At 64.5% G+C, this 16,524-nt stretch carries 30 protein-coding genes and 1 pseudogene; 14 read left to right on the forward strand and 17 right to left on the reverse strand.

What is annotated here, in order from left to right:
- Positions 1 to 415: 415 nt before the first annotated feature.
- The 5 genes from EN745_RS13685 to EN745_RS13705 form a co-directional block, all read right to left on the reverse strand.
- Entirely contained in the window at positions 416 to 628 is a 213-nt protein-coding gene (locus EN745_RS13685) for a hypothetical protein (RefSeq protein ID WP_128332471.1), read from the reverse strand.
- A 13-nt stretch (positions 629 to 641) separates the two neighbouring features.
- The gene (locus tag EN745_RS13690) at positions 642 to 1,301 is read right to left on the reverse strand and encodes a hypothetical protein (RefSeq protein WP_127421507.1); all 660 of its coding nucleotides are present in this window, start codon (positions 1,299 to 1,301) and stop codon (positions 642 to 644) included.
- A 91-nt stretch (positions 1,302 to 1,392) separates the two neighbouring features.
- Positions 1,393 to 2,238, reverse strand: coding sequence for a GcrA cell cycle regulator (locus tag EN745_RS13695; protein WP_245487717.1), 846 nt, complete (start codon positions 2,236 to 2,238; stop codon positions 1,393 to 1,395).
- Positions 2,239 to 2,326: 88 nt separating this feature from the next.
- The gene (locus EN745_RS13700; RefSeq protein ID WP_127421509.1) at positions 2,327 to 2,659 is read right to left on the reverse strand and encodes a hypothetical protein; all 333 of its coding nucleotides are present in this window, start codon (positions 2,657 to 2,659) and stop codon (positions 2,327 to 2,329) included.
- Positions 2,656 to 2,949, reverse strand: coding sequence for a hypothetical protein (locus tag EN745_RS13705; RefSeq protein WP_245487718.1), 294 nt, complete (start codon positions 2,947 to 2,949; stop codon positions 2,656 to 2,658). Before EN745_RS13705 ends, EN745_RS13700 begins: the two co-directional genes overlap by 4 nt.
- 80 nt (positions 2,950 to 3,029) lie before the next feature.
- Between EN745_RS13705 and EN745_RS13710 the strand changes: the two genes are divergently transcribed.
- The 5 genes from EN745_RS13710 (at position 3,030) to EN745_RS13735 (ending at position 6,960) form a co-directional block, all read left to right on the forward strand.
- Positions 3,030 to 3,662, forward strand: coding sequence for an XRE family transcriptional regulator (locus EN745_RS13710; RefSeq protein WP_127421510.1), 633 nt, complete (start codon positions 3,030 to 3,032; stop codon positions 3,660 to 3,662).
- 121 nt (positions 3,663 to 3,783) lie between these two features.
- Positions 3,784 to 4,554 (forward strand): tetratricopeptide repeat protein, encoded by a 771-nt coding sequence (locus EN745_RS13715; RefSeq protein WP_189363044.1) that lies wholly within the window; start codon positions 3,784 to 3,786, stop codon positions 4,552 to 4,554.
- Positions 4,506 to 4,832 (forward strand): tetratricopeptide repeat protein, encoded by a 327-nt coding sequence (locus tag EN745_RS36985; protein ID WP_281034770.1) that lies wholly within the window; start codon positions 4,506 to 4,508, stop codon positions 4,830 to 4,832. The genes EN745_RS13715 and EN745_RS36985 overlap by 49 nt, the downstream gene beginning before the upstream one ends.
- A gap of 594 nt (positions 4,833 to 5,426) precedes the next feature.
- Complete coding sequence (locus EN745_RS13730; RefSeq protein ID WP_127421512.1) at positions 5,427 to 6,515, forward strand: GSU2403 family nucleotidyltransferase fold protein; 1,089 nt, start codon at positions 5,427 to 5,429, stop codon at positions 6,513 to 6,515.
- 100 nt (positions 6,516 to 6,615) lie between these two features.
- Positions 6,616 to 6,960, forward strand: coding sequence for a hypothetical protein (locus tag EN745_RS13735; protein WP_127421513.1), 345 nt, complete (start codon positions 6,616 to 6,618; stop codon positions 6,958 to 6,960).
- 48 nt (positions 6,961 to 7,008) lie between these two features.
- On the opposite strand, the gene EN745_RS13740 is transcribed toward EN745_RS13735, so the two are convergent.
- Together EN745_RS13740 and EN745_RS13745 are read right to left on the reverse strand one after the other, a co-directional pair.
- Complete coding sequence (locus EN745_RS13740; protein WP_210213753.1) at positions 7,009 to 7,644, reverse strand: acetylglutamate kinase; 636 nt, start codon at positions 7,642 to 7,644, stop codon at positions 7,009 to 7,011.
- A 239-nt stretch (positions 7,645 to 7,883) separates the two neighbouring features.
- Positions 7,884 to 8,195: a hypothetical protein gene (locus tag EN745_RS13745; protein WP_189363045.1), complete on the reverse strand. Its 312-nt coding sequence runs from the start codon at positions 8,193 to 8,195 to the stop codon at positions 7,884 to 7,886.
- Between the two features lie 390 nt (positions 8,196 to 8,585).
- Between EN745_RS13745 and EN745_RS13750 the strand changes: the two genes are divergently transcribed.
- From EN745_RS13750 to EN745_RS13775, 6 genes are all read left to right on the forward strand, one after another.
- The gene (locus EN745_RS13750) at positions 8,586 to 8,795 is read left to right on the forward strand and encodes a hypothetical protein (protein WP_126055374.1); all 210 of its coding nucleotides are present in this window, start codon (positions 8,586 to 8,588) and stop codon (positions 8,793 to 8,795) included.
- A gap of 347 nt (positions 8,796 to 9,142) precedes the next feature.
- Positions 9,143 to 9,352 carry a hypothetical protein gene (locus tag EN745_RS13755; RefSeq protein ID WP_127406628.1) on the forward strand — a complete coding sequence of 70 codons (210 nt, stop codon included), beginning with the start codon at positions 9,143 to 9,145 and terminating at the stop codon, positions 9,350 to 9,352.
- 68 nt (positions 9,353 to 9,420) lie between these two features.
- Positions 9,421 to 9,639, forward strand: coding sequence for a hypothetical protein (locus EN745_RS13760; protein ID WP_126055376.1), 219 nt, complete (start codon positions 9,421 to 9,423; stop codon positions 9,637 to 9,639).
- Positions 9,640 to 9,812: 173 nt separating this feature from the next.
- Entirely contained in the window at positions 9,813 to 10,013 is a 201-nt protein-coding gene (locus EN745_RS13765) for a hypothetical protein (protein WP_126055377.1), read from the forward strand.
- A gap of 353 nt (positions 10,014 to 10,366) precedes the next feature.
- The gene (locus tag EN745_RS13770) at positions 10,367 to 10,705 is read left to right on the forward strand and encodes a KTSC domain-containing protein (RefSeq protein WP_126055378.1); all 339 of its coding nucleotides are present in this window, start codon (positions 10,367 to 10,369) and stop codon (positions 10,703 to 10,705) included.
- Positions 10,705 to 11,004, forward strand: coding sequence for a DUF1236 domain-containing protein (locus EN745_RS13775; protein WP_126055379.1), 300 nt, complete (start codon positions 10,705 to 10,707; stop codon positions 11,002 to 11,004). Before EN745_RS13770 ends, EN745_RS13775 begins: the two co-directional genes overlap by 1 nt.
- A 143-nt stretch (positions 11,005 to 11,147) precedes the next feature.
- On the opposite strand, the gene EN745_RS13780 is transcribed toward EN745_RS13775, so the two are convergent.
- The 7 genes from EN745_RS13780 to EN745_RS13815 all read right to left on the reverse strand — a co-directional run bounded on the left by EN745_RS13780 (position 11,148) and on the right by EN745_RS13815 (position 13,807).
- Entirely contained in the window at positions 11,148 to 11,435 is a 288-nt protein-coding gene (locus EN745_RS13780; protein ID WP_127421514.1) for a hypothetical protein, read from the reverse strand.
- Complete coding sequence (locus EN745_RS13785) at positions 11,432 to 11,617, reverse strand: hypothetical protein (protein ID WP_126055381.1); 186 nt, start codon at positions 11,615 to 11,617, stop codon at positions 11,432 to 11,434. The genes EN745_RS13780 and EN745_RS13785 overlap by 4 nt, the downstream gene beginning before the upstream one ends.
- The gene (locus EN745_RS13790; RefSeq protein ID WP_126055382.1) at positions 11,614 to 11,799 is read right to left on the reverse strand and encodes a DUF3606 domain-containing protein; all 186 of its coding nucleotides are present in this window, start codon (positions 11,797 to 11,799) and stop codon (positions 11,614 to 11,616) included. Before EN745_RS13790 ends, EN745_RS13785 begins: the two co-directional genes overlap by 4 nt.
- Before the next feature lie 408 nt (positions 11,800 to 12,207).
- The gene (locus EN745_RS13795; protein ID WP_126055383.1) at positions 12,208 to 12,408 is read right to left on the reverse strand and encodes a CsbD family protein; all 201 of its coding nucleotides are present in this window, start codon (positions 12,406 to 12,408) and stop codon (positions 12,208 to 12,210) included.
- Positions 12,409 to 12,889: 481 nt separating this feature from the next.
- Positions 12,890 to 13,111 (reverse strand): DUF2934 domain-containing protein, encoded by a 222-nt coding sequence (locus tag EN745_RS13805; protein ID WP_127421516.1) that lies wholly within the window; start codon positions 13,109 to 13,111, stop codon positions 12,890 to 12,892.
- Between the two features lie 97 nt (positions 13,112 to 13,208).
- Positions 13,209 to 13,418 (reverse strand): hypothetical protein, encoded by a 210-nt coding sequence (locus tag EN745_RS13810; protein ID WP_126055385.1) that lies wholly within the window; start codon positions 13,416 to 13,418, stop codon positions 13,209 to 13,211.
- A gap of 89 nt (positions 13,419 to 13,507) precedes the next feature.
- Positions 13,508 to 13,807: a DUF1236 domain-containing protein gene (locus tag EN745_RS13815; protein ID WP_126055386.1), complete on the reverse strand. Its 300-nt coding sequence runs from the start codon at positions 13,805 to 13,807 to the stop codon at positions 13,508 to 13,510.
- Between the two features lie 205 nt (positions 13,808 to 14,012).
- On the opposite strand from EN745_RS13815, the gene EN745_RS13820 reads away from it, so the two are divergent.
- Positions 14,013 to 14,342, forward strand: a complete 330-nt coding sequence (locus tag EN745_RS13820; RefSeq protein WP_245455512.1) for a DUF982 domain-containing protein — start codon at positions 14,013 to 14,015, stop codon at positions 14,340 to 14,342.
- A gap of 13 nt (positions 14,343 to 14,355) precedes the next feature.
- Here EN745_RS13820 and EN745_RS13825 read toward each other — a convergent pair whose 3' ends face one another.
- The gene (locus tag EN745_RS13825; RefSeq protein ID WP_126055387.1) at positions 14,356 to 14,670 is read right to left on the reverse strand and encodes a hypothetical protein; all 315 of its coding nucleotides are present in this window, start codon (positions 14,668 to 14,670) and stop codon (positions 14,356 to 14,358) included.
- Positions 14,671 to 14,828: 158 nt separating this feature from the next.
- On the opposite strand from EN745_RS13825, the gene EN745_RS13830 reads away from it, so the two are divergent.
- Positions 14,829 to 15,152 (forward strand): hypothetical protein, encoded by a 324-nt coding sequence (locus tag EN745_RS13830; RefSeq protein WP_126055388.1) that lies wholly within the window; start codon positions 14,829 to 14,831, stop codon positions 15,150 to 15,152.
- A gap of 90 nt (positions 15,153 to 15,242) precedes the next feature.
- Here EN745_RS13830 and EN745_RS13835 read toward each other — a convergent pair whose 3' ends face one another.
- Both EN745_RS13835 and EN745_RS13840 read right to left on the reverse strand, forming a co-directional pair.
- On the reverse strand, positions 15,243 to 15,464 hold the full coding sequence (locus tag EN745_RS13835) for a hypothetical protein (protein WP_126055389.1): 222 nt from the start codon (positions 15,462 to 15,464) through the stop codon (positions 15,243 to 15,245).
- Between the two features lie 200 nt (positions 15,465 to 15,664).
- Positions 15,665 to 15,964, reverse strand: a complete 300-nt coding sequence (locus tag EN745_RS13840) for a DUF1236 domain-containing protein (protein WP_126055390.1) — start codon at positions 15,962 to 15,964, stop codon at positions 15,665 to 15,667.
- 201 nt (positions 15,965 to 16,165) lie between these two features.
- Here EN745_RS13840 and EN745_RS13845 point away from each other — a divergent pair.
- Positions 16,166 to 16,524, forward strand: a pseudogene (locus EN745_RS13845) (hypothetical protein); the annotation flags it as partial.

Genomic DNA, 16,524 nt, shown 5'->3' on the forward strand with positions numbered 1-16,524 from the left:
GCGTAGACGCGGCGTGCCTCGGCGGTACCGGCCGCGAGGCGCTGGCGGCCGAAGGCGTCTTGCTTCAGCGCGAAGTCGTGGCCGACCTCGCGGCGGATGCGCACCTGCTCGGCCTCGCCCTTGGGGAGCTTTGGGGGTGCGGGTTTTTTGGAAGGTTTGCGGGGCATAAGCCGGTCCTTGTGTGGGGGGATTGTCGAAATGGTGGCGCCAGGCACCCTCATCCGTCTCGGCGCTGCGCGCCGATCCACCTTCTCCCACAAGGGAGAAGGGAGAACCTGGCGGCGGCGCGTCTGCCAGCTACCAGCGTCGGTGAGTGGCAGCGAAGCCGGTGCGGTCTCCCCTTCTCCCGTTGTGGGAGAAGGTGGCCGCGAAGCGGACGGATGAGGGGTGTTCCGCGGCACGCCGTCTCCAGATTTCAGCTTTTCACCAGCTTCACAGGTGAATCCCCTCCCCGCTTGGCGATCAGCTCGCGCATCAGACGGCGCTCGCGCACCTCGATCGAGAGCTGGGCGCTGGACGGGCAGAACTGGGCGCTGTCGACCCTGGCCTCGCCGCGGATGAAGCGCTGGATGGCGGCCTGCACGTCCGCCAGCTCGGCATCCTTAACGGCGGCCAGGTAGCCGCGCATCTGCATGTCGACGTCAGCGCGCGCCGACTGCGGGAAGCATGAGAACATCGCCGCCAGGACCTTGGCCGCCTGCTGCAATTCGGCTGCTGTCATTGATCTCCTCGATGATTGAATTGGCGGCATCGAGATGGGTTTTTGGCCGATGCCAGCCGGGCCTTTCTTTCGGCGCGCCTGCGCGTCCTGAAAAAGCGAGAGCTTTTTCCCTGGACTCTGGGTTCTGGGAGTCTGGACTCTGGGGCTTATCCCCTGCCCGGCCGCGCGGCTTAACCCGCCCGTTGTCCGCCCCCTTATCCCGCGGCGATTTCGCGCTGTCGTTTGAAAGGCTTGGGTTGCCGCCCTTCAAGCCGTTGCGGCGCGCGAGCCTGGCCTTGCGGGCGTCCGCGATCATGCGCCGCGAATAGATGCGGCCGTGGCGATCGCGAGAGAACACACGGTTCCGCTCGAGCTCGCCAAGCAGGCCGGCAAGCTCCGCCTCGGGACAGCCGGTCAGCCGGGCGAGCGCCGCCTCGTCCAGCCCCTTGCCGGCGACCGCGACATAGCCGATCGGCTCGTGCGCGGCGGCCACGCACAGCAGGCGCATCCACAACCCTTGCGCGGCGAGCGAGCAAAGCCTGAGGTTGGGATCGGACTCCCAGTCCGCCCAGAAGAATTTCGACCAGACAGTGCCGCTCATGGGGAGGTGTCCGGATGGGCAGCGCGCCAGTGGGGATTGGGTAATCTCCCCCCTCGAGGGGGGAGATTGGCAGTTTCGGCCACACCGCCCATCATACCACCCCCGCTCGGTTCCCATGGAACCTGGCATGGTGGTGGCTGCAGTAGCTGCTCATCGGGCGCGTGCGCAGGCCGCAGCAGAGCATGTCGGGGCCGGGGCGCGCGCCGGGCGGATCGTCGTCGGCATCCTCGCGTAGTGCGAGGTCGAGCGGCGCGCGGCAGCGGCCGAACAGGCAGTCGGTGAAGCGCATGGCGGCGACATGCGGCTGGCGGCCGGGCGCAGCCGGCCGCGGCGGCGCGGGGATCTTGTAGAGCTGCGCTTCGGATTTCTCGCGCGCCAGCCCGCCCGGCGCGAGCCATGCCGGCGGCAATGTCCGCGCTGGCTTCCTGATCCTGGCCTGCTTCGGCTTGGGCGCGGTGCGGGCGGTCGCGATGTCATCCGCTTGCGCAGAGACCGCATGGGCCGATACGTCGACTCCGCCCTGCCCGTCCTCCGCGGGAGCTGCGCTGCAGCTGCCGAGGGTGGACCGGACGTCTCCCCCACTTGCGGGGAGATTGGCAGTTCCGGCGCTGGCGCCCGCCATCGACTGAGCATGTCTGGAAAACGCCGCCGGTTGGGAGAGCGTCACCCCTCCAGCGGCAACCCTGCCCCGCTTGCCTGGACGATCGGGCCGCGCCGCGTGCTTCCTCGGCCGGCCGCCGGCGCGGCCGCCCTTGGGGTTGGCGAAGCCGATGGCGCGCAGGCCGGCGTTGCGATGCACGATGCCGATGATGGCATTGCGCGACACGCGCGCGCCGCGCAGCGCACTGAAGCGGGCGGCGATGCCGGAGGCCGAAAGCCCCTCCTTCAGCCAGGTCGCGATTTCGGTGAGTTCCTTGTCGGTATAGGCGGCAGGCATATCGGCATCCATCGGTTTGCGGGCTTGCGGGCGCGCGCCAGGGCTCGGCCCGAAGGCCGTCGCGAAAATCGTTCGGGGATTGGTCGGATCAGGCGGGACTCGGCGCCTCGCCATCAAGGCGCAGAAGGGCGGCCTCCGCCGCCTCCCTGGTCAGGCCGGACACCGCCCGGCCGGTTGCGCGATCGAAGAGGATGACGGTGCCGTCCTCAGTGCGGATCAGGGAGGTGGCGCCGGTCCGCGGCGGGCCGGCGGCCTGGCGAAGAAAGGGGGCCGGAGCCGGGGGAGGAGCGGCTCCGGCCGTTCCGGTGAACCGGGGTGCGGGCGGCTCAGCCGGATCCGGGGCAAACGCCCCGGTATTCATCCGGACCGGGGAGGAGGACGGCCCGGACGATTGGAATTCAAAGTCGAAATGCACGCTCATGCCGCCTCCCCTTGCGCCGCGCGGCCGGCCAGCCATTCGTAGCTGACGCCGGCAATGCCGCGCCTCCGGCAGGCCGCCACCACATGCGCCCAGTGCTGCGGGGCGATGCGCTCGCGGCGGCGCATCTGGCGGGCGGCCTCGTAGCCGCAGCCGACATCGGCGGCGAAGGCGCCGATGCTGTGCCAGCGGTCGATCAGCCCGGAAATACTCGTGGGCTGCCCCGAGATGCTGGCGGGCAGAGCCGAAGCGCTCGTGGGCAATGCGGAAATGCTTGCGTGATGGTCGATCATGCGGTAAGCGTACGTTATGTACGAAAGAGTCGCAAGCGAATTCGTACACTTTGGACGATATTTTTCAGGCATTTTGTACGATGATGGATTCACGGCACAGATTGCAGCAGGCGCGCGCCCAGGCCGGCTATGCCTCGCCCAGCGATGCGGCCCGCGCCCTGCGCGAGATCAACAAGAACACGCTGATCAGCCACGAGAATGGCAACCGGCCGCTGTCGCGCAAGGCGGCGGAGAAATACGGCCGGCTGTTCGGCGTCGACCCCGGCTGGCTGTTGTTCAATGCGGACGGCGCCGAGGCCGCACCGGTCAGCCTGCAGCCCTCGCCCGTCACCGTCGACGTGCCGATCGTGTCCTGGATCAGCGCCGGTGAGCTCGGCAGCCAGGACAGCGTCGTCAACCTCTCCGACTATCCGACCATCCCGACCGCCGACCTAGAGGAAGGCGAGTGGATCGCGCTGCGCGTCGACGGGCCGTCGATGAACAAGATCTCGCCGCCGGATTCGATCATCTTCGTCAATCTGCGTGACAAGCGGCTGGTGACCAATGGCTGCTATGTGCTCTCGGACGAGACCGGACGGGCCACCTACAAGCGCTGGCGCCCCAACGACACCCCGCCCTTCCAGCCGGCGTCGTACCTCGACATCCCGCCGCCGGAGCTGGAGGGCGCGATCACGATCATCGGGCGGGTGAAGCGGTCGATGATCGATATGTGAGTAATCTCGCTCTCGCCCGTCGGCCTGTGACTGCTCTTTCATGACGCCGCAATTTCTGCTTGCATGGCAAGCAGCCGTCGGTGTCGGCCGAGGTCGATGTTTTCGGGGGAGAATCGGCGAAATGACGAACCGGGAAGGCGTGGGCGAAAGCCGGCTGATACGGCTGGTGCGAAAATGGCGCCTGCCGCTGTTGCTGCTGCTGACCGGCGTCGTCGCGCTGGACGTCCGTGGCGCGATGGGGATCGCCAGCAATCTCGCCTACACGGCCTGTATCGGCAATGCGGCCGACCCGGCCCGCCGGATCGAAGCTTGCACGCAAATCATCGACAACCAGGCCGACGGTCCTGACAAACGCGCGACGGCCTACTTCAAGCGCGCCTACGCCTGGTCCATGGAAGGCGATCTCGACCGCGCCATCGCCGATAGCGACCAGGCGATAAGCCTCAATCCTGAATACGCATCGGCTTACTACAACCGAGGCTACGACTGGGCCACGAAGGGCGATTACGACCGGGCCATTGCCGATTACGGTCAGGCGATCGCCTTCGACCCGAAAAGCAGCGCTGCTTACAACAACCGGGGCCTTGCCTGGGCGTACAAGGGCGACAATGACCGGGCCATCGCGGATTACAACCTGGCGATCATCGCCGATCCAAAGAACGCATCCGCATACCTCAACCGGGGCGGCGCATGGGCGGCGGAGGGCGCCTTCGATCACGCCATCGCCGACTACAACCAGGCCATTGCCTTCGATCCGACACTCATCGGGGTCTATGAAAATCGTGGCCTGAGCTGGGGCGGCAAGGCGACTACGACCGCGCCATCGCCGATTTCAACGTCGCTATCGGCCTCGATCCGAAACGCGGCTACGCCTATTACGGCCGGGGTCTAGCCTGGTCAAACAAGGGCGACGACGACCGCGCGATCGCCGACTACGACCAGGCCGTGGACCTCGACCCGAAGCTTGCCGATGCCTACTACGCGCTGGGCCTCGCCTGGGCGCATAAGGGCGACCACGACCAGGCCATCGTCGACTACAACCAGGCAATCGCGCTCAATCAGAAATCCGCCGATTTCTACAGCGCCCGAAGCGCCTCCTGGAAGGCGAAGGGAAACCGCGAACGCGCCGAGGCCGACCGGAAGACGGCAGTTAGCCTTGGCGGTAAGTAGGTTGCCAGACTGGAAGGTCGCGTTGCTTCGCGCCTTCCCCTGCCCTCCGCTTGGCTCAGGGCCGGGCGCACAATCCAGCCACCGCAATTTCTGCTTGCATTCTGGAACAAAATGAGAACTGGCGCCTGCCGCGCTCTTCAAAAAGTGGCCGTCGTTCAGCAAGGCATGCACCAGCGCCGGGTTGGTGAGCGTGTCCTTGTTGGCGGCGATCAGCAGGTCGCCTGCCTCCCGCGCATGATCGACGGCGAAAGCGTAGCCGGCGCGCGTCGCATGCGCGAAGGCTGCAGCCGCCTTCGGATTGGCGCCAAGGAAGGCGTTGCTGGAGACGATCAGCGTAGGCGTCGCGCACGCCGTAGTCGGCATAGCGGAACGAGCGCTGCTTCAGGCCCTTCAGCACTGTTCGAGCGATTGGGGAAGAGTGTCTTTGGAGGGAGGTGCGAAACGCTGTTCCTTCTCTCCAGTGGACAAGGCGGAGTCGCGTTATAAGATTTTCACTATTTTCTTATAACTCCCTTGAAATCCGGCCGGATAGCGTGCAGTTATAAGAAATCTGTGTAATTCTTATAACGCTCAGCCCAGACTTGGGATCGCGCCATGAAAACCATCGATCTCGCCTATCGCACCATGTATGCCGAGCTTGTGCAGCGCAGCCTGGATGCTTCCTTCGAGACCGATTTCTCGACAGCGGGCAATTTCGTGCGCGTGCCAGTGAAGGGCCGCGACTATTGGTACTTCGAGGAGACCCGGCCGACGAAGACCAGGCGTTATGTCGGTCCGGCCGAGGACCCCGAGATCGCCAAGCGGGTCGCGGCCTTCAAGGAGATCAAGAGCGATCTGAGAAGCCGCCGCAAGCTGGTTTCCAGTCTCGTGCGCGACGCCGGCCTGACGGCGCCGGACCCCGTCACCGGCGACGTGGTCGAGGCGCTGGAGAAGGCCGGGCTCTTCCGCCTGCGCGCGGTGCTCGTCGGAACGGTCGCCTTCCAGACCTATGCCGGGCACCTCGGTGTCAGGCTGCGTGGGGCCGCGCTGCAGACGGGCGACGCCGACTTCGCCCAGTTCCATTCCGTCTCGGCCGAGGTGGACGACAGCCTGCCGCCGGTCATCGAAGTGCTGAAGGCAGTCGATCCGACATTCCGCGAGGTTCCGCACCGGACCGATGCCGGACGCGCGACGCAGTTCGAGAACGCTTCCCGCTACCGGGTCGATTTCCTCACCCCGAACCGGGGCAGCGACGATCACGCCGATCACGCAAGCCCGATGCCGTCGCTGGGCGGCGCCTCGGCACAGCCCTTGCGCTTCCTCGATTTCCTGATCCGCGATCCCGTCCGGACGGTGCTCCTGCACCGCTCCGGCGTGCCCGTGCTCGTCCCCTCGCCCGAGCGCTTCGCCGTCCACAAGCTGATCGTCGCCGCGCGCCGCGAACGAAGCGCCGGCGCCAAGCGGGAGAAGGATCTGCATCAGGCAAGCCTGCTGGTCGAGGCGCTGGACGTCACGCGTCGGCAGGACGACCGCGCCTTTGCATTCGCCGAAGCGTGGAACAGGGGCGACGCCTGGCGCGACGCGCTGCGGAAAGGCCTGAACCTGCTCGGTCCCGACAGCCGTGACATGGTCGACCTGGTGCTCGGAACAGCGCTTGCCGCAGTCGGGGCGCAACTCGAAGGTTTTACGATGCGGCTCGCCTAACACGCCGGGATTGGCGCCTTATCGTTCAATTTGTACGAATTCATCTTGACCCGTATTCGTACGTAAAGTACGATATTTCCCTTCTCCGAGGGGAACATCCTTGAACACCGCGAACCACGTCGCCTTCGCCGACCTCTCCCGTCCACTGCTTTCATCCTTGCCGCTCGAACAGCGCGAGCGCCTCGCCGGCGCCTGGCGGATGGCCAGCCAGGACATCGCCGAGGACATCCGCTTCGTCCGCCAATATCTGAAGGTCATCGCCGAGAAGGAAGAACGGCTGTCGACCGGCACGCTGGTCCACAGCCGCGCCTATGTCGAGGCCTGCGCCGGTTGGTTGCCGCAGACCGTGGCGCGCTATCTGCGCAACCTGCGCGCCATCACCGAATGCGAGTTGGCGATGACGGCTGCCGGCATCAGTTTTGCCAAGTCAAGCGATGCGTGGTGAGCCCTCGCTTCTCCGCTTGTCTCCTGCCCTACGAACTGAAGACGGCGTTCACCCGTTGAACTTGTAGGGGAATTGTTTGGCGATGCCTTCCGTCAGCATGTCGGCGAACTTCAGCATGTGATCATGCCCTTCGTCGTAGGACTTGATGTCCGCCGCCCAATCCTTCTTCAGCCGGCCGACCACCTCGCCGGTCGTCAGTTGCAGATGCTTGTGGAGCATGTCCCGGAGATCTTTCTCGGGCCAGTTCGGATTGGCCTTGCCAAGGAACACCGCAATGTCGTCGGCATTGCCGGTCCATTTTTCCTGAGCGGCCGAGAGCTTGTCCTTGCTGCCTGATTTGGCCGCCTTGACCACTTCCGTCGCAATCTTGATGTGGTCTTTCAGCAGCGCGGCCAGTTTCTGGCCGGCCGCATCACCGTAGTAAGGCTTTACCGCGTCGCCTATGTCGTCCTGGTTCTGGAGGAGACGCTTCGCGACTTCGTCCGTGTCTTGCAGGTCAGCGAGGGCGCTGATGATGTAGTTGCGCGTGTAAGTGATGTGGTCTTCCCAAAGTTTCCGCATTGCCGCTCGAACGTCCGTCGCCGATTGCGGTTCGCCGGCGCGAGCGGGCAGCAGCGACAACGATCCGGCAGCCGCAAGAGACACCGCAGAGAGAGAGGAAAGCAGTACCAGACGCCTGTTCATGGCCGATCTCCGAATGTGCCAACACTCGCGCGACAGACGGGCAGCAAAGCGCGGCCGATCGGCTGTTTCCGTCCCGATCGTCGGCACCCGAAGGCGATGTTCGCTATCGGAAGATGAACATTAGCGATGGCTAAAGGTTCCGCGCCGGCGGCGAAATAGCGAGCCGTGGCGATGGCGATCCTTACGATGGAAAAAGGCTCCGGCGTAGCATGCCGGAGCCTTCGTCCTTTTTCGACGCATCAGCCGCCGCTCGGAGCCGGCGCGGGGGCGGCCGGAGCCGGAGCCGCGGGCGCAGGTTCTGATGGCGCAGGGGCCGCTGGCGCGGGTTCCGAAGGCGCGGGCGCCGCAGGCGCAGGCGCTGACGGCGAGGATGCCGCCGGCGCCTCGACCTTGGGCGATTCGACCTTGACGTTGACGTCTTTGCTGCCGCCGCCATTGATGTTGATGACACCTGTGAAGACGAGCAGAACCACGATCGCCAGAATCGCGAGAACGACCGCGACAACCGTGCCACCTCCGCCCGAATTCACAACCGTTGGACCGTCAGCCATGGTTCTTCTCCTTACGATTGCACTGTCGAGAAAACGGGCGCGTCACGGCAACGTTCCGCCCCAGGGACCTCAGTCCCGGCAGCCGTGAGACTGAAGTCTCATCACCACGCGCAGAGGGCCGGTATGGTCGGTTTCAAGGAAACCGAAGCCTCGCCAACTCATTGGTAAGCGGACCACCGGACACGTCCCTTCTCGGCGGTCTCTGGGTGCCCGCCAATCATCGTTCCCGTGCTGACGGGCACCCGCTCGCCTTCCTGTTCCTGGAACCCTGGCCCGCGCACTCGCGTGGAGTGACGAGCTTGTTAGTTGAGCCGGCGAAGGGAACGGAACCTCCTCAACAGCGTATGTTAGCTGTCGCCCAACCGGGCAAGCTGGCCAGAGTTTCCTGCAATGACCAAGGCATCGCTCCATCTTCTGAAAGGCGCAGGCTACCTGGTCTCCACGGCAAGCGTGATCCTGCTTGCGGTGGTGAGTTGGAAGAGCGCTTCGGAAAGCCCGCTGCTGGTCGCCTGCCTGCTTGGCGGCGCCGCGGCATCCATTGTCGGCATGTTCTGCCGCTGGCTTTCCTACGAGATCGAGAAACGCCGGGAAGGAAAATAGCATCCGTTGTCGGGCGCCGTCCGCAAAAAGCCCGCGCCACGGAGGGACCGATGGCGCGGGCCGGCCGATGTTTGCCCACCAGCCTGCGCGGGACGCCAAGCAGCGACGTCAGGCGCCAGACCTCAACCATTCGAAGCGGCTAATGTTCCAATTGCTCGATCGCGAGATCTGGCGACGTCGAGGCTATCGACGGCGCTCGTTTGCCGGCCAAGCGCCGCCCGGCGCTGGGTGAAATTTCTGGACCGCCCCTCACGATGCGCGTAACATCCCGTCAACGGCGATAACTGGCAAGGGCATCGCCGGCTGAGAGCGAGCATCGCGCTTCCGCCCCAATGGAGGAGGGAGCGTTGATCGAGCCCAAGAAATCCACCAGCGGCATCGCCTATCCGGATGACCTCTGCCTGTTGAAAAGGGCCTACGACCAGATATGCCTCGAGAGGGATCTCCCGGCAGGCTCGCCCGCGGCGGAGCAATTGGCCATCCGCGCCATGGAGTTGTTTGCGCACGGTATTTTTGAGGAAGAGGCCCTCTTGCAGGGGCTGAGGCAGCCCGCTTGAACGCTCGCTCACTTCACGGAACTGCGCCGACTGGCCATGCTCGGCCCTACCCGCTCGCAAGGACAGCCATGACCCCGCGATATCTCGACCACCTCCTGGAATGCCCCTATTGCCTGACGATCAAGCTGAGGATTCCGGCCGACGCGCAGCCGGACACGCGCATCGTCTGCGACGATTGCGGCGAGTTCCTCGGGCTGTGGGACGAGTTGCTGACGGACTTCGAAAGGCAGGGTGGCAACAACGGCGTCTTCCGCCTCGACAGGGGCCGCATCAGGCGCCTCGGCTGAAGCTGTCGCGATGCCCGGCTCCGCATAGGCCTTCATTCCTACAACCGCCGAGCCGCAGCGCGCGGAATGGAACGTTTCACGCAATTGCCAATTGGTGGACTCGCATGCCCTGCCGGGCGTTAGATTGGCGGCAGGCGAAGGAGGGCACGTCGCGAACAGGGAGGACGTAATCTATGGATTACGAATACGAGAAGATTCTACCCGACGAGCAGCCTTATGAAGTCATTACTTTTGCCAAAAAACACGGGTTGACGGTGCCGGCCGCGGATGCCGTCCTGTTCGCCAAGGGCCCGTCCCGGAAAGCGTGCGACGCCGCGGCATTGGCCTTCCTGTGCGCGGTGGCGCAATACGCCGACAGGCGATCGCGGCACTAACGCGCTCGCCGCATAGGGGCGTGGCGAAGACCTGTCTCGCCACGCAAAGCGCCGCTGCGACGGCCGTTATCTCAAGCCGAGAAAACTCAGTATCGCGATGACTATGACGATGGCTCCAACCAGCCAGATGATGTTGTTCATGACATTCTCCTTCACCCGAGATGGGTGCTGGAGGGACAACATAAGCGCCAGCTAAAGGTTCCGGTCTAAGGCGCGGCGGCGGCGGGGCGGTGCGTCGTTCGCAACAAAACGACTTCGCAATCGTTTCTCATTCGCCAGACACTCTGGCTACTCCAGACCTTCTCCCGCCGGCAGCGCCGGCGGGTCTTTTCGCAGCCTTTGGCCAGGATGCCATGCCGTCGACCTCGATCCGAAAGACGGACTACGATACCCAGAGGCGGATCCTGCGCGTGTGGTTCGTGGGCAGCGGCAAATGCTACGAGTTCGAGGATGTGCCGCCGGAGACTTTTGCCGGTTTCCGCGCCGCCTTCGCAAAGGGCCGATATTTCAACAGCTACATCCGCAACCGTTTCCGCTATCGCTTGGTGGCCGCCGCTGGCGCGCCGGCGGCCATGCCGCCAATTCCGGCCGCAGATCCTTCTTCAGGGAACGTTCGCCTCTCACGGCAGTTGAGCTTCCAGCGCGAAAACAATGTCGTCTCGCGCCCGACTTCCATCCGTAGGAGGAAATGATGAGAATGCACTTTTCCGCAGCCGCCGCAGGGCTGTTGCTGCTCGCCGGTATCGGTGCGGCCGCCGCCGACACCGTGGTTATTGCGCCGGAACAGGAAACGGTCATCCGGGAATATGTAAAGAAGCAGCCCCTGGCTTCGGTCAAGCTTCCCGGCGTGGAGCTCAACGTCGGCACGGCCCTGCCCGATACGGTCGAGCTTTATGAAGTGCCCGATGTGAAATACCGCTACACCGTGATCGACAACCGGACAGTCGTCGTCGATCCCGACACGCGCACGGTGATCAAGATTATCGAATAAGATCGAGGTTCCGATTGAAGATCCGCCGCGCCGACAAGGAGTGGCGGGTTTTCAACACATCGAGGAGGCCGGGCCCACCTTCACTCTCGCCGGCGGCAAATATCCAACGATCCGCAAACGAACCAAGTGTCCGACTAGTCCCCTTAGAAAAGCGTCACGAAAACGATCGGTCCAAGGATCAAGCAAACACCCATCCCGATTGTAATGGCGATAGCCAGGCGTTCCGTTCGCCGGACAATCTCGGCCACCGCTTCGTCATCATCCGGGATGAGGACTGAATTGTCCTTTGGCGCGGACGAATGCTTTTCCTCCGCGGATCGGCCTGCAATACCACCGACGTTCGATTTGCGCCGGCTGACCGGACCTGTCGGTCTCCGCCGGCCAGGCGGACAATCGGATTCCGGCCGACGATAGCGCAGCCTGGTTTTCATGCGTCTGCTTCCAGCCGCTCATGCTCCGCTTTCTGGTGCCAGATCACCTGGCGGAGGTCGCGCATGTCGACAGGCTGGCCACATCTGGGGCAGAGATAGAAATGGCATACCGGATATTCGTCCGGCGGGCTTCCGCGCCGGGTGCCGGTCAACGGCGGCCCGAGATCGGAAAGCTTCGTCATCCGCGCAGCTTCCTGGCTTGCCGCGCCAAGGTTTTCCGGTCATTGCCGTGCTCGCTTATCAACTCGCGGACCTCGTCCTGCGTGATGCGATGCTGCTTGGCAAAATACCTTACTTCGTAGTCGTCGTCGGCTGAGACGCGATCCCGGTCACGAAGGCCGCGGTTGCTCTTGTCGTCGGCCATCTGATTTCTCCCTGTCGAATGTCGCTAGTTTCACTCTGACTAATATAAGCCGCGAGCCGGACCCCGGTTCCATGCAAGGGCCCGGAAGACGCCGGCTTTTGCTGCGCCGGCGGCAGACCGCCTTCACGAGCGAAGATGCAGATGGACTCAGCGAGAGGAGGTGTCATACCGCCCATCGAAAAGGGCGGCCCAGCGGACTCGGGGGGCGGGGCCGCTGAGCCTGACCAACGGCGTTTTTTTCGAGGGGGGTTAGCCGTTGGCTTGGCTACGCATTATAGCCCATTTTATTAGCATTAGCTAAATTTACCTGTGCGGCCGGCAAAAGCTCTGCAATCGCGCAAGCAACCTTCGCGGCGCATAAAAACCCGCCGGCCGGAGCCGGCGGGTTGACCGCCCTTGAGGTCGCGTTCAGTGGAGTCGTCTCGACCATTCGTCGATCTGCCGCTGGGCTTCTTCCCTGGCAATGCCGTAGCGCTCCTGGATGCGCCCGAGAAGCTGATCGCGATTGCCTTCGATGCGGTCGAGGTCATCATCGGTGAGGTCGCCCCATTGCTCCTGGGCCTTGCCTCTGACCTGCATCCATTTTCCCTTGATCTGATCCCAGTTCATGACTGTCTCCTTTGCTCTCCAAAGGAAATGGCGCGGGCGCGACAATGTTCCCGATGCGCAAACGCCGGGTCATGACAGGCAGCGTAGCGGCACCATCAATGTGATGGAGGCCGTCCCGCGTTCCGATAGTCTACCGGCTGGCGCAGCGCAGAATTGCAACCGGGAGGACCGGCGATGCCTCATCTTCACATGAAGGGGGTCGATGTCGTCGTCGATCTCCTCGACGCGGCCGAGGATATCGACAGGCTCAGCGAGCAGGAGCTGAAGACGCTTCTTTTGGAAGCTTCTGAAGCGGGATGTTCCCGCCGACGTCGCGAACCAGGACCTGTGCCCCGGGAGTTGATTCTGTCGACGCGCGACGGCGCGCACTGGCCATCGCCCCTGCGATGCGGAAACGCCACGGGGTAGGACGGAATTGTCAGGCTCACAGGCGCCGCTGATAGCGGCGCAGCGTGTTGTTCAGCCCTTGCCCGCCTTCGACTTAGCGGCCTTCGGCTGGCTTTGCCGTCTTGGCGGCGGCGGCTTTAGCTGGCTTGGCGGCACCCTTCTTCGGCGCGGCCTTCGCTTTCGGCTTGGCGGCCTCGCCATCGATCTCGGCCGTGGCTTGGTCCCAATGCTGAATATCCGAGCCTTCGGGCCTGCCTGCCTGTTCCCAGATCGCGTGTGCCCGCTGGCGGATGCGTTCCTGCCTGTCGTCCGTCACTGTCGCCTCCGTGGTTGTCCAAATTCCGGGAAAACATTAGCCGAAATTTCGGCGGACGTCTTGGGTGGCGAGTGGGCAACCGGGACTTGCGGCGGGTTTATTGCGCCAACACCGCCACGCCCAGCAGCGCCGCCTTCTTGGTGATCAGGCCGGCGAGATCGGCATCCGATCGCTCGGTGCCGGTGCGCCGGCGCAATTCGTCGATCGCATCCTTCATCGAGATCAAGCCGGCGCCCCGCTCGGCCAACAGCTTGTCGCAACACGCCGCCACATTGGCGGAGTTGGGGGTCTCGACATGCGGTAACATGGAAGTCGTCCTTTCCCACCCCTGAACCCTTCGCCCGCCGCCTCCGCGGAGGCGGCGGTGTCGTCATGCGTCAGCCGGCGATCCGGCCGTCAATTGAGGACCTCGACGACCCTGCGCGTGCTGGGATCGACCAGCACGGTGCGGCCGTCGACGACCACGTAACGATATTGGACGTCGGGCACCTCGCGCAATTCGACCGTGTCCGGCAGAGTCGAGCCAACATTGAGCTCGAGGCCGAGAAGGTTGATCGAAGCAAGCGGGTGCTTGTGGACGTATTCGCGGACGACGGTGCGCTGCTCGGGCGTCACGATTATCTGGTCCGCGACCGCCGCGCCGATGCCGGCAATCATGGCCAGACCAGCGACAGCAGGAATGAGGGTAATTTTCATCTCTGCCTCCTGTTGGTTTGTTTGTGAGCGTCGCCCCGCCTCCGCGGCATGCGGAAGCATTGAAGAGTTCGAAATGGCGGGCTCTCCGAAGCAAAACGCTGCCGCAAGGCTGTTGTTCCGCCAGCGGGCACGAATTGATCCACGCCGGAACCCTGCTGCCCTGCCCCGCATTGAAGGCGAATAGTCAATCCAAGCGGAGGCGCCAATGATTGAAGACATGCCATTCGACCCGCCGATCGCCATCGCCGTTGGTGCCGGCTTCAGGCGCGACATCGCTTCGTTGGCGCAGATGCAGAACTTCCTCAAGGAATGGCCGCTGGCCGCGGGCGACACGCTCCACGCCAAGGCGCTCAGCGCCTGCGAGGCGGCACGAGCCGGAGATGCGACCCCGGCGCAGACACGGCGCGCCTTCATGGCTTTCGCCAAGGCTGCCGGCATCGGCTGGACGGGCATCGACCCGGTGACGACGCTGCGCCGGGCCAAGGTCAGGACGATGCGCGCGGCGCGCGCCGGCCGCGAGCGTCACCCGCGCTGACAAGGGCTCCACCCTATTGCTTCGGCTGCTGCGGCGGCAACTCGCCGGGCCTGATTATCGGCGTGTTGCCTTGCTCGGGCGCCGGCTGGGCCATGCCCTGGTCGCCGCTCGGCGGCGGCTGCAGCACGCCGCCGCAAGGCTTGAGCTTGCCGGTCAGGCCACCGCCGGTGTCGGCGGCCGGCTTCTGGTCGGTAGTGCCCGGTATTTGCGGCTCGGCCTGGCAGGGGCCGGCGGGCACCTGCGTCTGGTCGTTGTCGTCCTGCGCGGCCGCCGGACCGGCCAGCGCCATGACCAGAAGCGCGCATGGCGCAAAGGCGAAAGGTCTCATGGTCTGGCTCCTTTCCTTGTCCGGGAAAGAACGCCGGCGCCGATTGGTTCCGTGGCGCGCTGCCGACGCCCCCTCCGGCGCGGCTTCGCGGGAACCGGCGGCCAGGGCCGCGAGTTCAAATCCTGGAGAGTTTCAATGGCGAGCCACAGGAGGCAGTCATGGGACCGCGCAAGAAACCGAGCGACGAGGTCGAGCCGTCAACGGCCGACGACAAGGCCCAGGTGCCAAACGACGAGGTAGAGGTGCCCTCGCCCAGCCAGCAGGATTGGGACGCGATCAAGGGCGCCAGGATCCTGCCGGACGGCGGCCTACCGCAAGAGGAAGTGCCGGGAACCACCGGCATCGAGAAGGAGGGCGCCCTGCCGGAAGAGGACGACGACAATCCCTACCAGGAGAGCGATGAGGCGTTGCCAGACGATGCCGAGGAAGCGGCCATCGCGCGCGATCCGGCAAGACGCGGTGGACCTTTCGACGAGGTATGAGGCCGCGCCTGACGGACGCGCGCCTCCACCCGCGCGGGCGGGGTGCGGATATGCTGGAATGATGGCTTGACGGCGCGCGGCCGGCGGCACTCAGTTCGGCGCGCTGTCGCCCACCGTCTCGGCGACGAAGGAGGCCGCGATCAGGTCGTCGGCGTCGATGCGTAGGGAGCCATCGGCGCCCCCCATGATGGCCACGACCTTCTGGAAGGTCTTCATCTCATGTTCGGTGATGCTGGCGATCCGCATCCTGGCCCTGAGGTCGGCGACACGCATCCCCAATGCCGGGGACGTTCCGATTTCGCGTTTCGACATGGTGAATATGCTCCCTACCCCGCCCGGTCCTTTTTTGCCGCCCGCCTGATTCGCCGCCGCCAGTCTGCCCATTAATGAGGCAGCACGAAGTCAGACGCGGCAACGCGTGGCGCGATGGAAGGTTCCTGCCTGGGATGGTCACGAAATAATACCGGGGCGGCTCGCCCTCCGCCCCGGCAAGTACCGGGCTGTCTTTGCGGTCACTGGATGATCTTCACGACCTTGCGGGTGCCCGGATCGACAAGCACGGTCTGGTTGTCGACGACAACGTAACGGTACTTCACGTTGGGAACTTCGCGCAGTTCGACCGTGTCGGGAAGTGCCGTGCCGACATTGAGTTCAACGCCGGGAAGCGTCACCGAGGCCAAAGGCTGCTTGTGCACATACTCGCGGATGATGGTCTCCTGCTGGGGCTCGATGATGACGTCCTGGGCGGACGCGGCACCCATGCCGGCGAGCAGCAGCAAGCCCGCGGCGGCCGTCTTAAAATGCAGTCTCATGATCTTCTCCTGTCTTGACCGGCGACCTCTTCCGCCACGCGAATGATGCCGTTCGCAGCCGGGCCGCCTCGGTCGTTAACGTCACCGCATAGGGCTTGTTCCGGCAATTTTTCGACTTTGAACCGAGGCGATTTGCTTCGGAACAAAGGCTGCGAGTCGAGGTTAACCGAACGAAGGGACAACACTTCGAGGAGAGTTTCCATGAGACATATTCTGATCACCAGCATGCTCGCGCTCGGTGTCGGCTGCGGCGCCGCGATGGCCCAGGCACAGGCGCCGGCCGAGGTCCAGCCTGGCGGTGACGCCAGCTGCGCGGCCGGCGCTGCCGACTGCCAGAAGGGCGGCAAGGCGGGTGAGCAGGCCCAGGGCAAGGCCAAGGGGAAGACCGATGATCAGGCGCAGGGCAAGGCCGGCGCCACCACCGAGGAGCAGGCCCAGGGCAAGCCGAAGGTGAAGACCGACGAGCAGGCGCAGGGCAAGGCCGGCGCCACCACCGAGGAGCAGGCCCAGGGCAAGCCGAAGCTGAAGACCGACGAGCAGGCGCAGGGCAAGGCCGGCAC

The organism is Mesorhizobium sp. M4A.F.Ca.ET.022.05.2.1, assembly GCF_003998845.1.
GTDB lineage: Bacteria > Pseudomonadota > Alphaproteobacteria > Rhizobiales > Rhizobiaceae > Mesorhizobium.

What these genes read in the sequence shown, in the direction of transcription:
- EN745_RS13685 (WP_128332471.1), bottom strand. Translation starts at nt 628, where the DNA reads ATGCGCGGCTACCTGGCCGCCGTTAAGGATGCCGAGCTGGCGGACGTG.
- EN745_RS13690 (WP_127421507.1), bottom strand. Translation starts at nt 1,301, where the DNA reads ATGAGCGGCACTGTCTGGTCGAAATTCTTCTGGGCGGACTGGGAGTCC.
- EN745_RS13695 (WP_245487717.1), bottom strand. Translation starts at nt 2,238, where the DNA reads ATGCCTGCCGCCTATACCGACAAGGAACTCACCGAAATCGCGACCTGG.
- EN745_RS13700 (WP_127421509.1), bottom strand. Translation starts at nt 2,659, where the DNA reads ATGAGCGTGCATTTCGACTTTGAATTCCAATCGTCCGGGCCGTCCTCC.
- EN745_RS13705 (WP_245487718.1), bottom strand. Translation starts at nt 2,949, where the DNA reads ATGATCGACCATCACGCAAGCATTTCCGCATTGCCCACGAGCGCTTCG.
- EN745_RS13710 (WP_127421510.1), top strand. Translation starts at nt 3,030, where the DNA reads ATGATGGATTCACGGCACAGATTGCAGCAGGCGCGCGCCCAGGCCGGC.
- EN745_RS13715 (WP_189363044.1), top strand. Translation starts at nt 3,784, where the DNA reads ATGACGAACCGGGAAGGCGTGGGCGAAAGCCGGCTGATACGGCTGGTG.
- EN745_RS13730 (WP_127421512.1), top strand. Translation starts at nt 5,427, where the DNA reads ATGAAAACCATCGATCTCGCCTATCGCACCATGTATGCCGAGCTTGTG.
- EN745_RS13740 (WP_210213753.1), bottom strand. Translation starts at nt 7,644, where the DNA reads ATGAACAGGCGTCTGGTACTGCTTTCCTCTCTCTCTGCGGTGTCTCTT.
- EN745_RS13745 (WP_189363045.1), bottom strand. Translation starts at nt 8,195, where the DNA reads ATGGCTGACGGTCCAACGGTTGTGAATTCGGGCGGAGGTGGCACGGTT.
- EN745_RS13750 (WP_126055374.1), top strand. Translation starts at nt 8,586, where the DNA reads ATGACCAAGGCATCGCTCCATCTTCTGAAAGGCGCAGGCTACCTGGTC.
- EN745_RS13760 (WP_126055376.1), top strand. Translation starts at nt 9,421, where the DNA reads ATGACCCCGCGATATCTCGACCACCTCCTGGAATGCCCCTATTGCCTG.
- EN745_RS13765 (WP_126055377.1), top strand. Translation starts at nt 9,813, where the DNA reads ATGGATTACGAATACGAGAAGATTCTACCCGACGAGCAGCCTTATGAA.
- EN745_RS13770 (WP_126055378.1), top strand. Translation starts at nt 10,367, where the DNA reads ATGCCGTCGACCTCGATCCGAAAGACGGACTACGATACCCAGAGGCGG.
- EN745_RS13775 (WP_126055379.1), top strand. Translation starts at nt 10,705, where the DNA reads ATGAGAATGCACTTTTCCGCAGCCGCCGCAGGGCTGTTGCTGCTCGCC.
- EN745_RS13780 (WP_127421514.1), bottom strand. Translation starts at nt 11,435, where the DNA reads ATGAAAACCAGGCTGCGCTATCGTCGGCCGGAATCCGATTGTCCGCCT.
- EN745_RS13785 (WP_126055381.1), bottom strand. Translation starts at nt 11,617, where the DNA reads ATGACGAAGCTTTCCGATCTCGGGCCGCCGTTGACCGGCACCCGGCGC.
- EN745_RS13790 (WP_126055382.1), bottom strand. Translation starts at nt 11,799, where the DNA reads ATGGCCGACGACAAGAGCAACCGCGGCCTTCGTGACCGGGATCGCGTC.
- EN745_RS13795 (WP_126055383.1), bottom strand. Translation starts at nt 12,408, where the DNA reads ATGAACTGGGATCAGATCAAGGGAAAATGGATGCAGGTCAGAGGCAAG.
- EN745_RS13810 (WP_126055385.1), bottom strand. Translation starts at nt 13,418, where the DNA reads ATGTTACCGCATGTCGAGACCCCCAACTCCGCCAATGTGGCGGCGTGT.
- EN745_RS13815 (WP_126055386.1), bottom strand. Translation starts at nt 13,807, where the DNA reads ATGAAAATTACCCTCATTCCTGCTGTCGCTGGTCTGGCCATGATTGCC.
- EN745_RS13820 (WP_245455512.1), top strand. Translation starts at nt 14,013, where the DNA reads ATGATTGAAGACATGCCATTCGACCCGCCGATCGCCATCGCCGTTGGT.
- EN745_RS13825 (WP_126055387.1), bottom strand. Translation starts at nt 14,670, where the DNA reads ATGAGACCTTTCGCCTTTGCGCCATGCGCGCTTCTGGTCATGGCGCTG.
- EN745_RS13830 (WP_126055388.1), top strand. Translation starts at nt 14,829, where the DNA reads ATGGGACCGCGCAAGAAACCGAGCGACGAGGTCGAGCCGTCAACGGCC.
- EN745_RS13835 (WP_126055389.1), bottom strand. Translation starts at nt 15,464, where the DNA reads ATGTCGAAACGCGAAATCGGAACGTCCCCGGCATTGGGGATGCGTGTC.
- EN745_RS13840 (WP_126055390.1), bottom strand. Translation starts at nt 15,964, where the DNA reads ATGAGACTGCATTTTAAGACGGCCGCCGCGGGCTTGCTGCTGCTCGCC.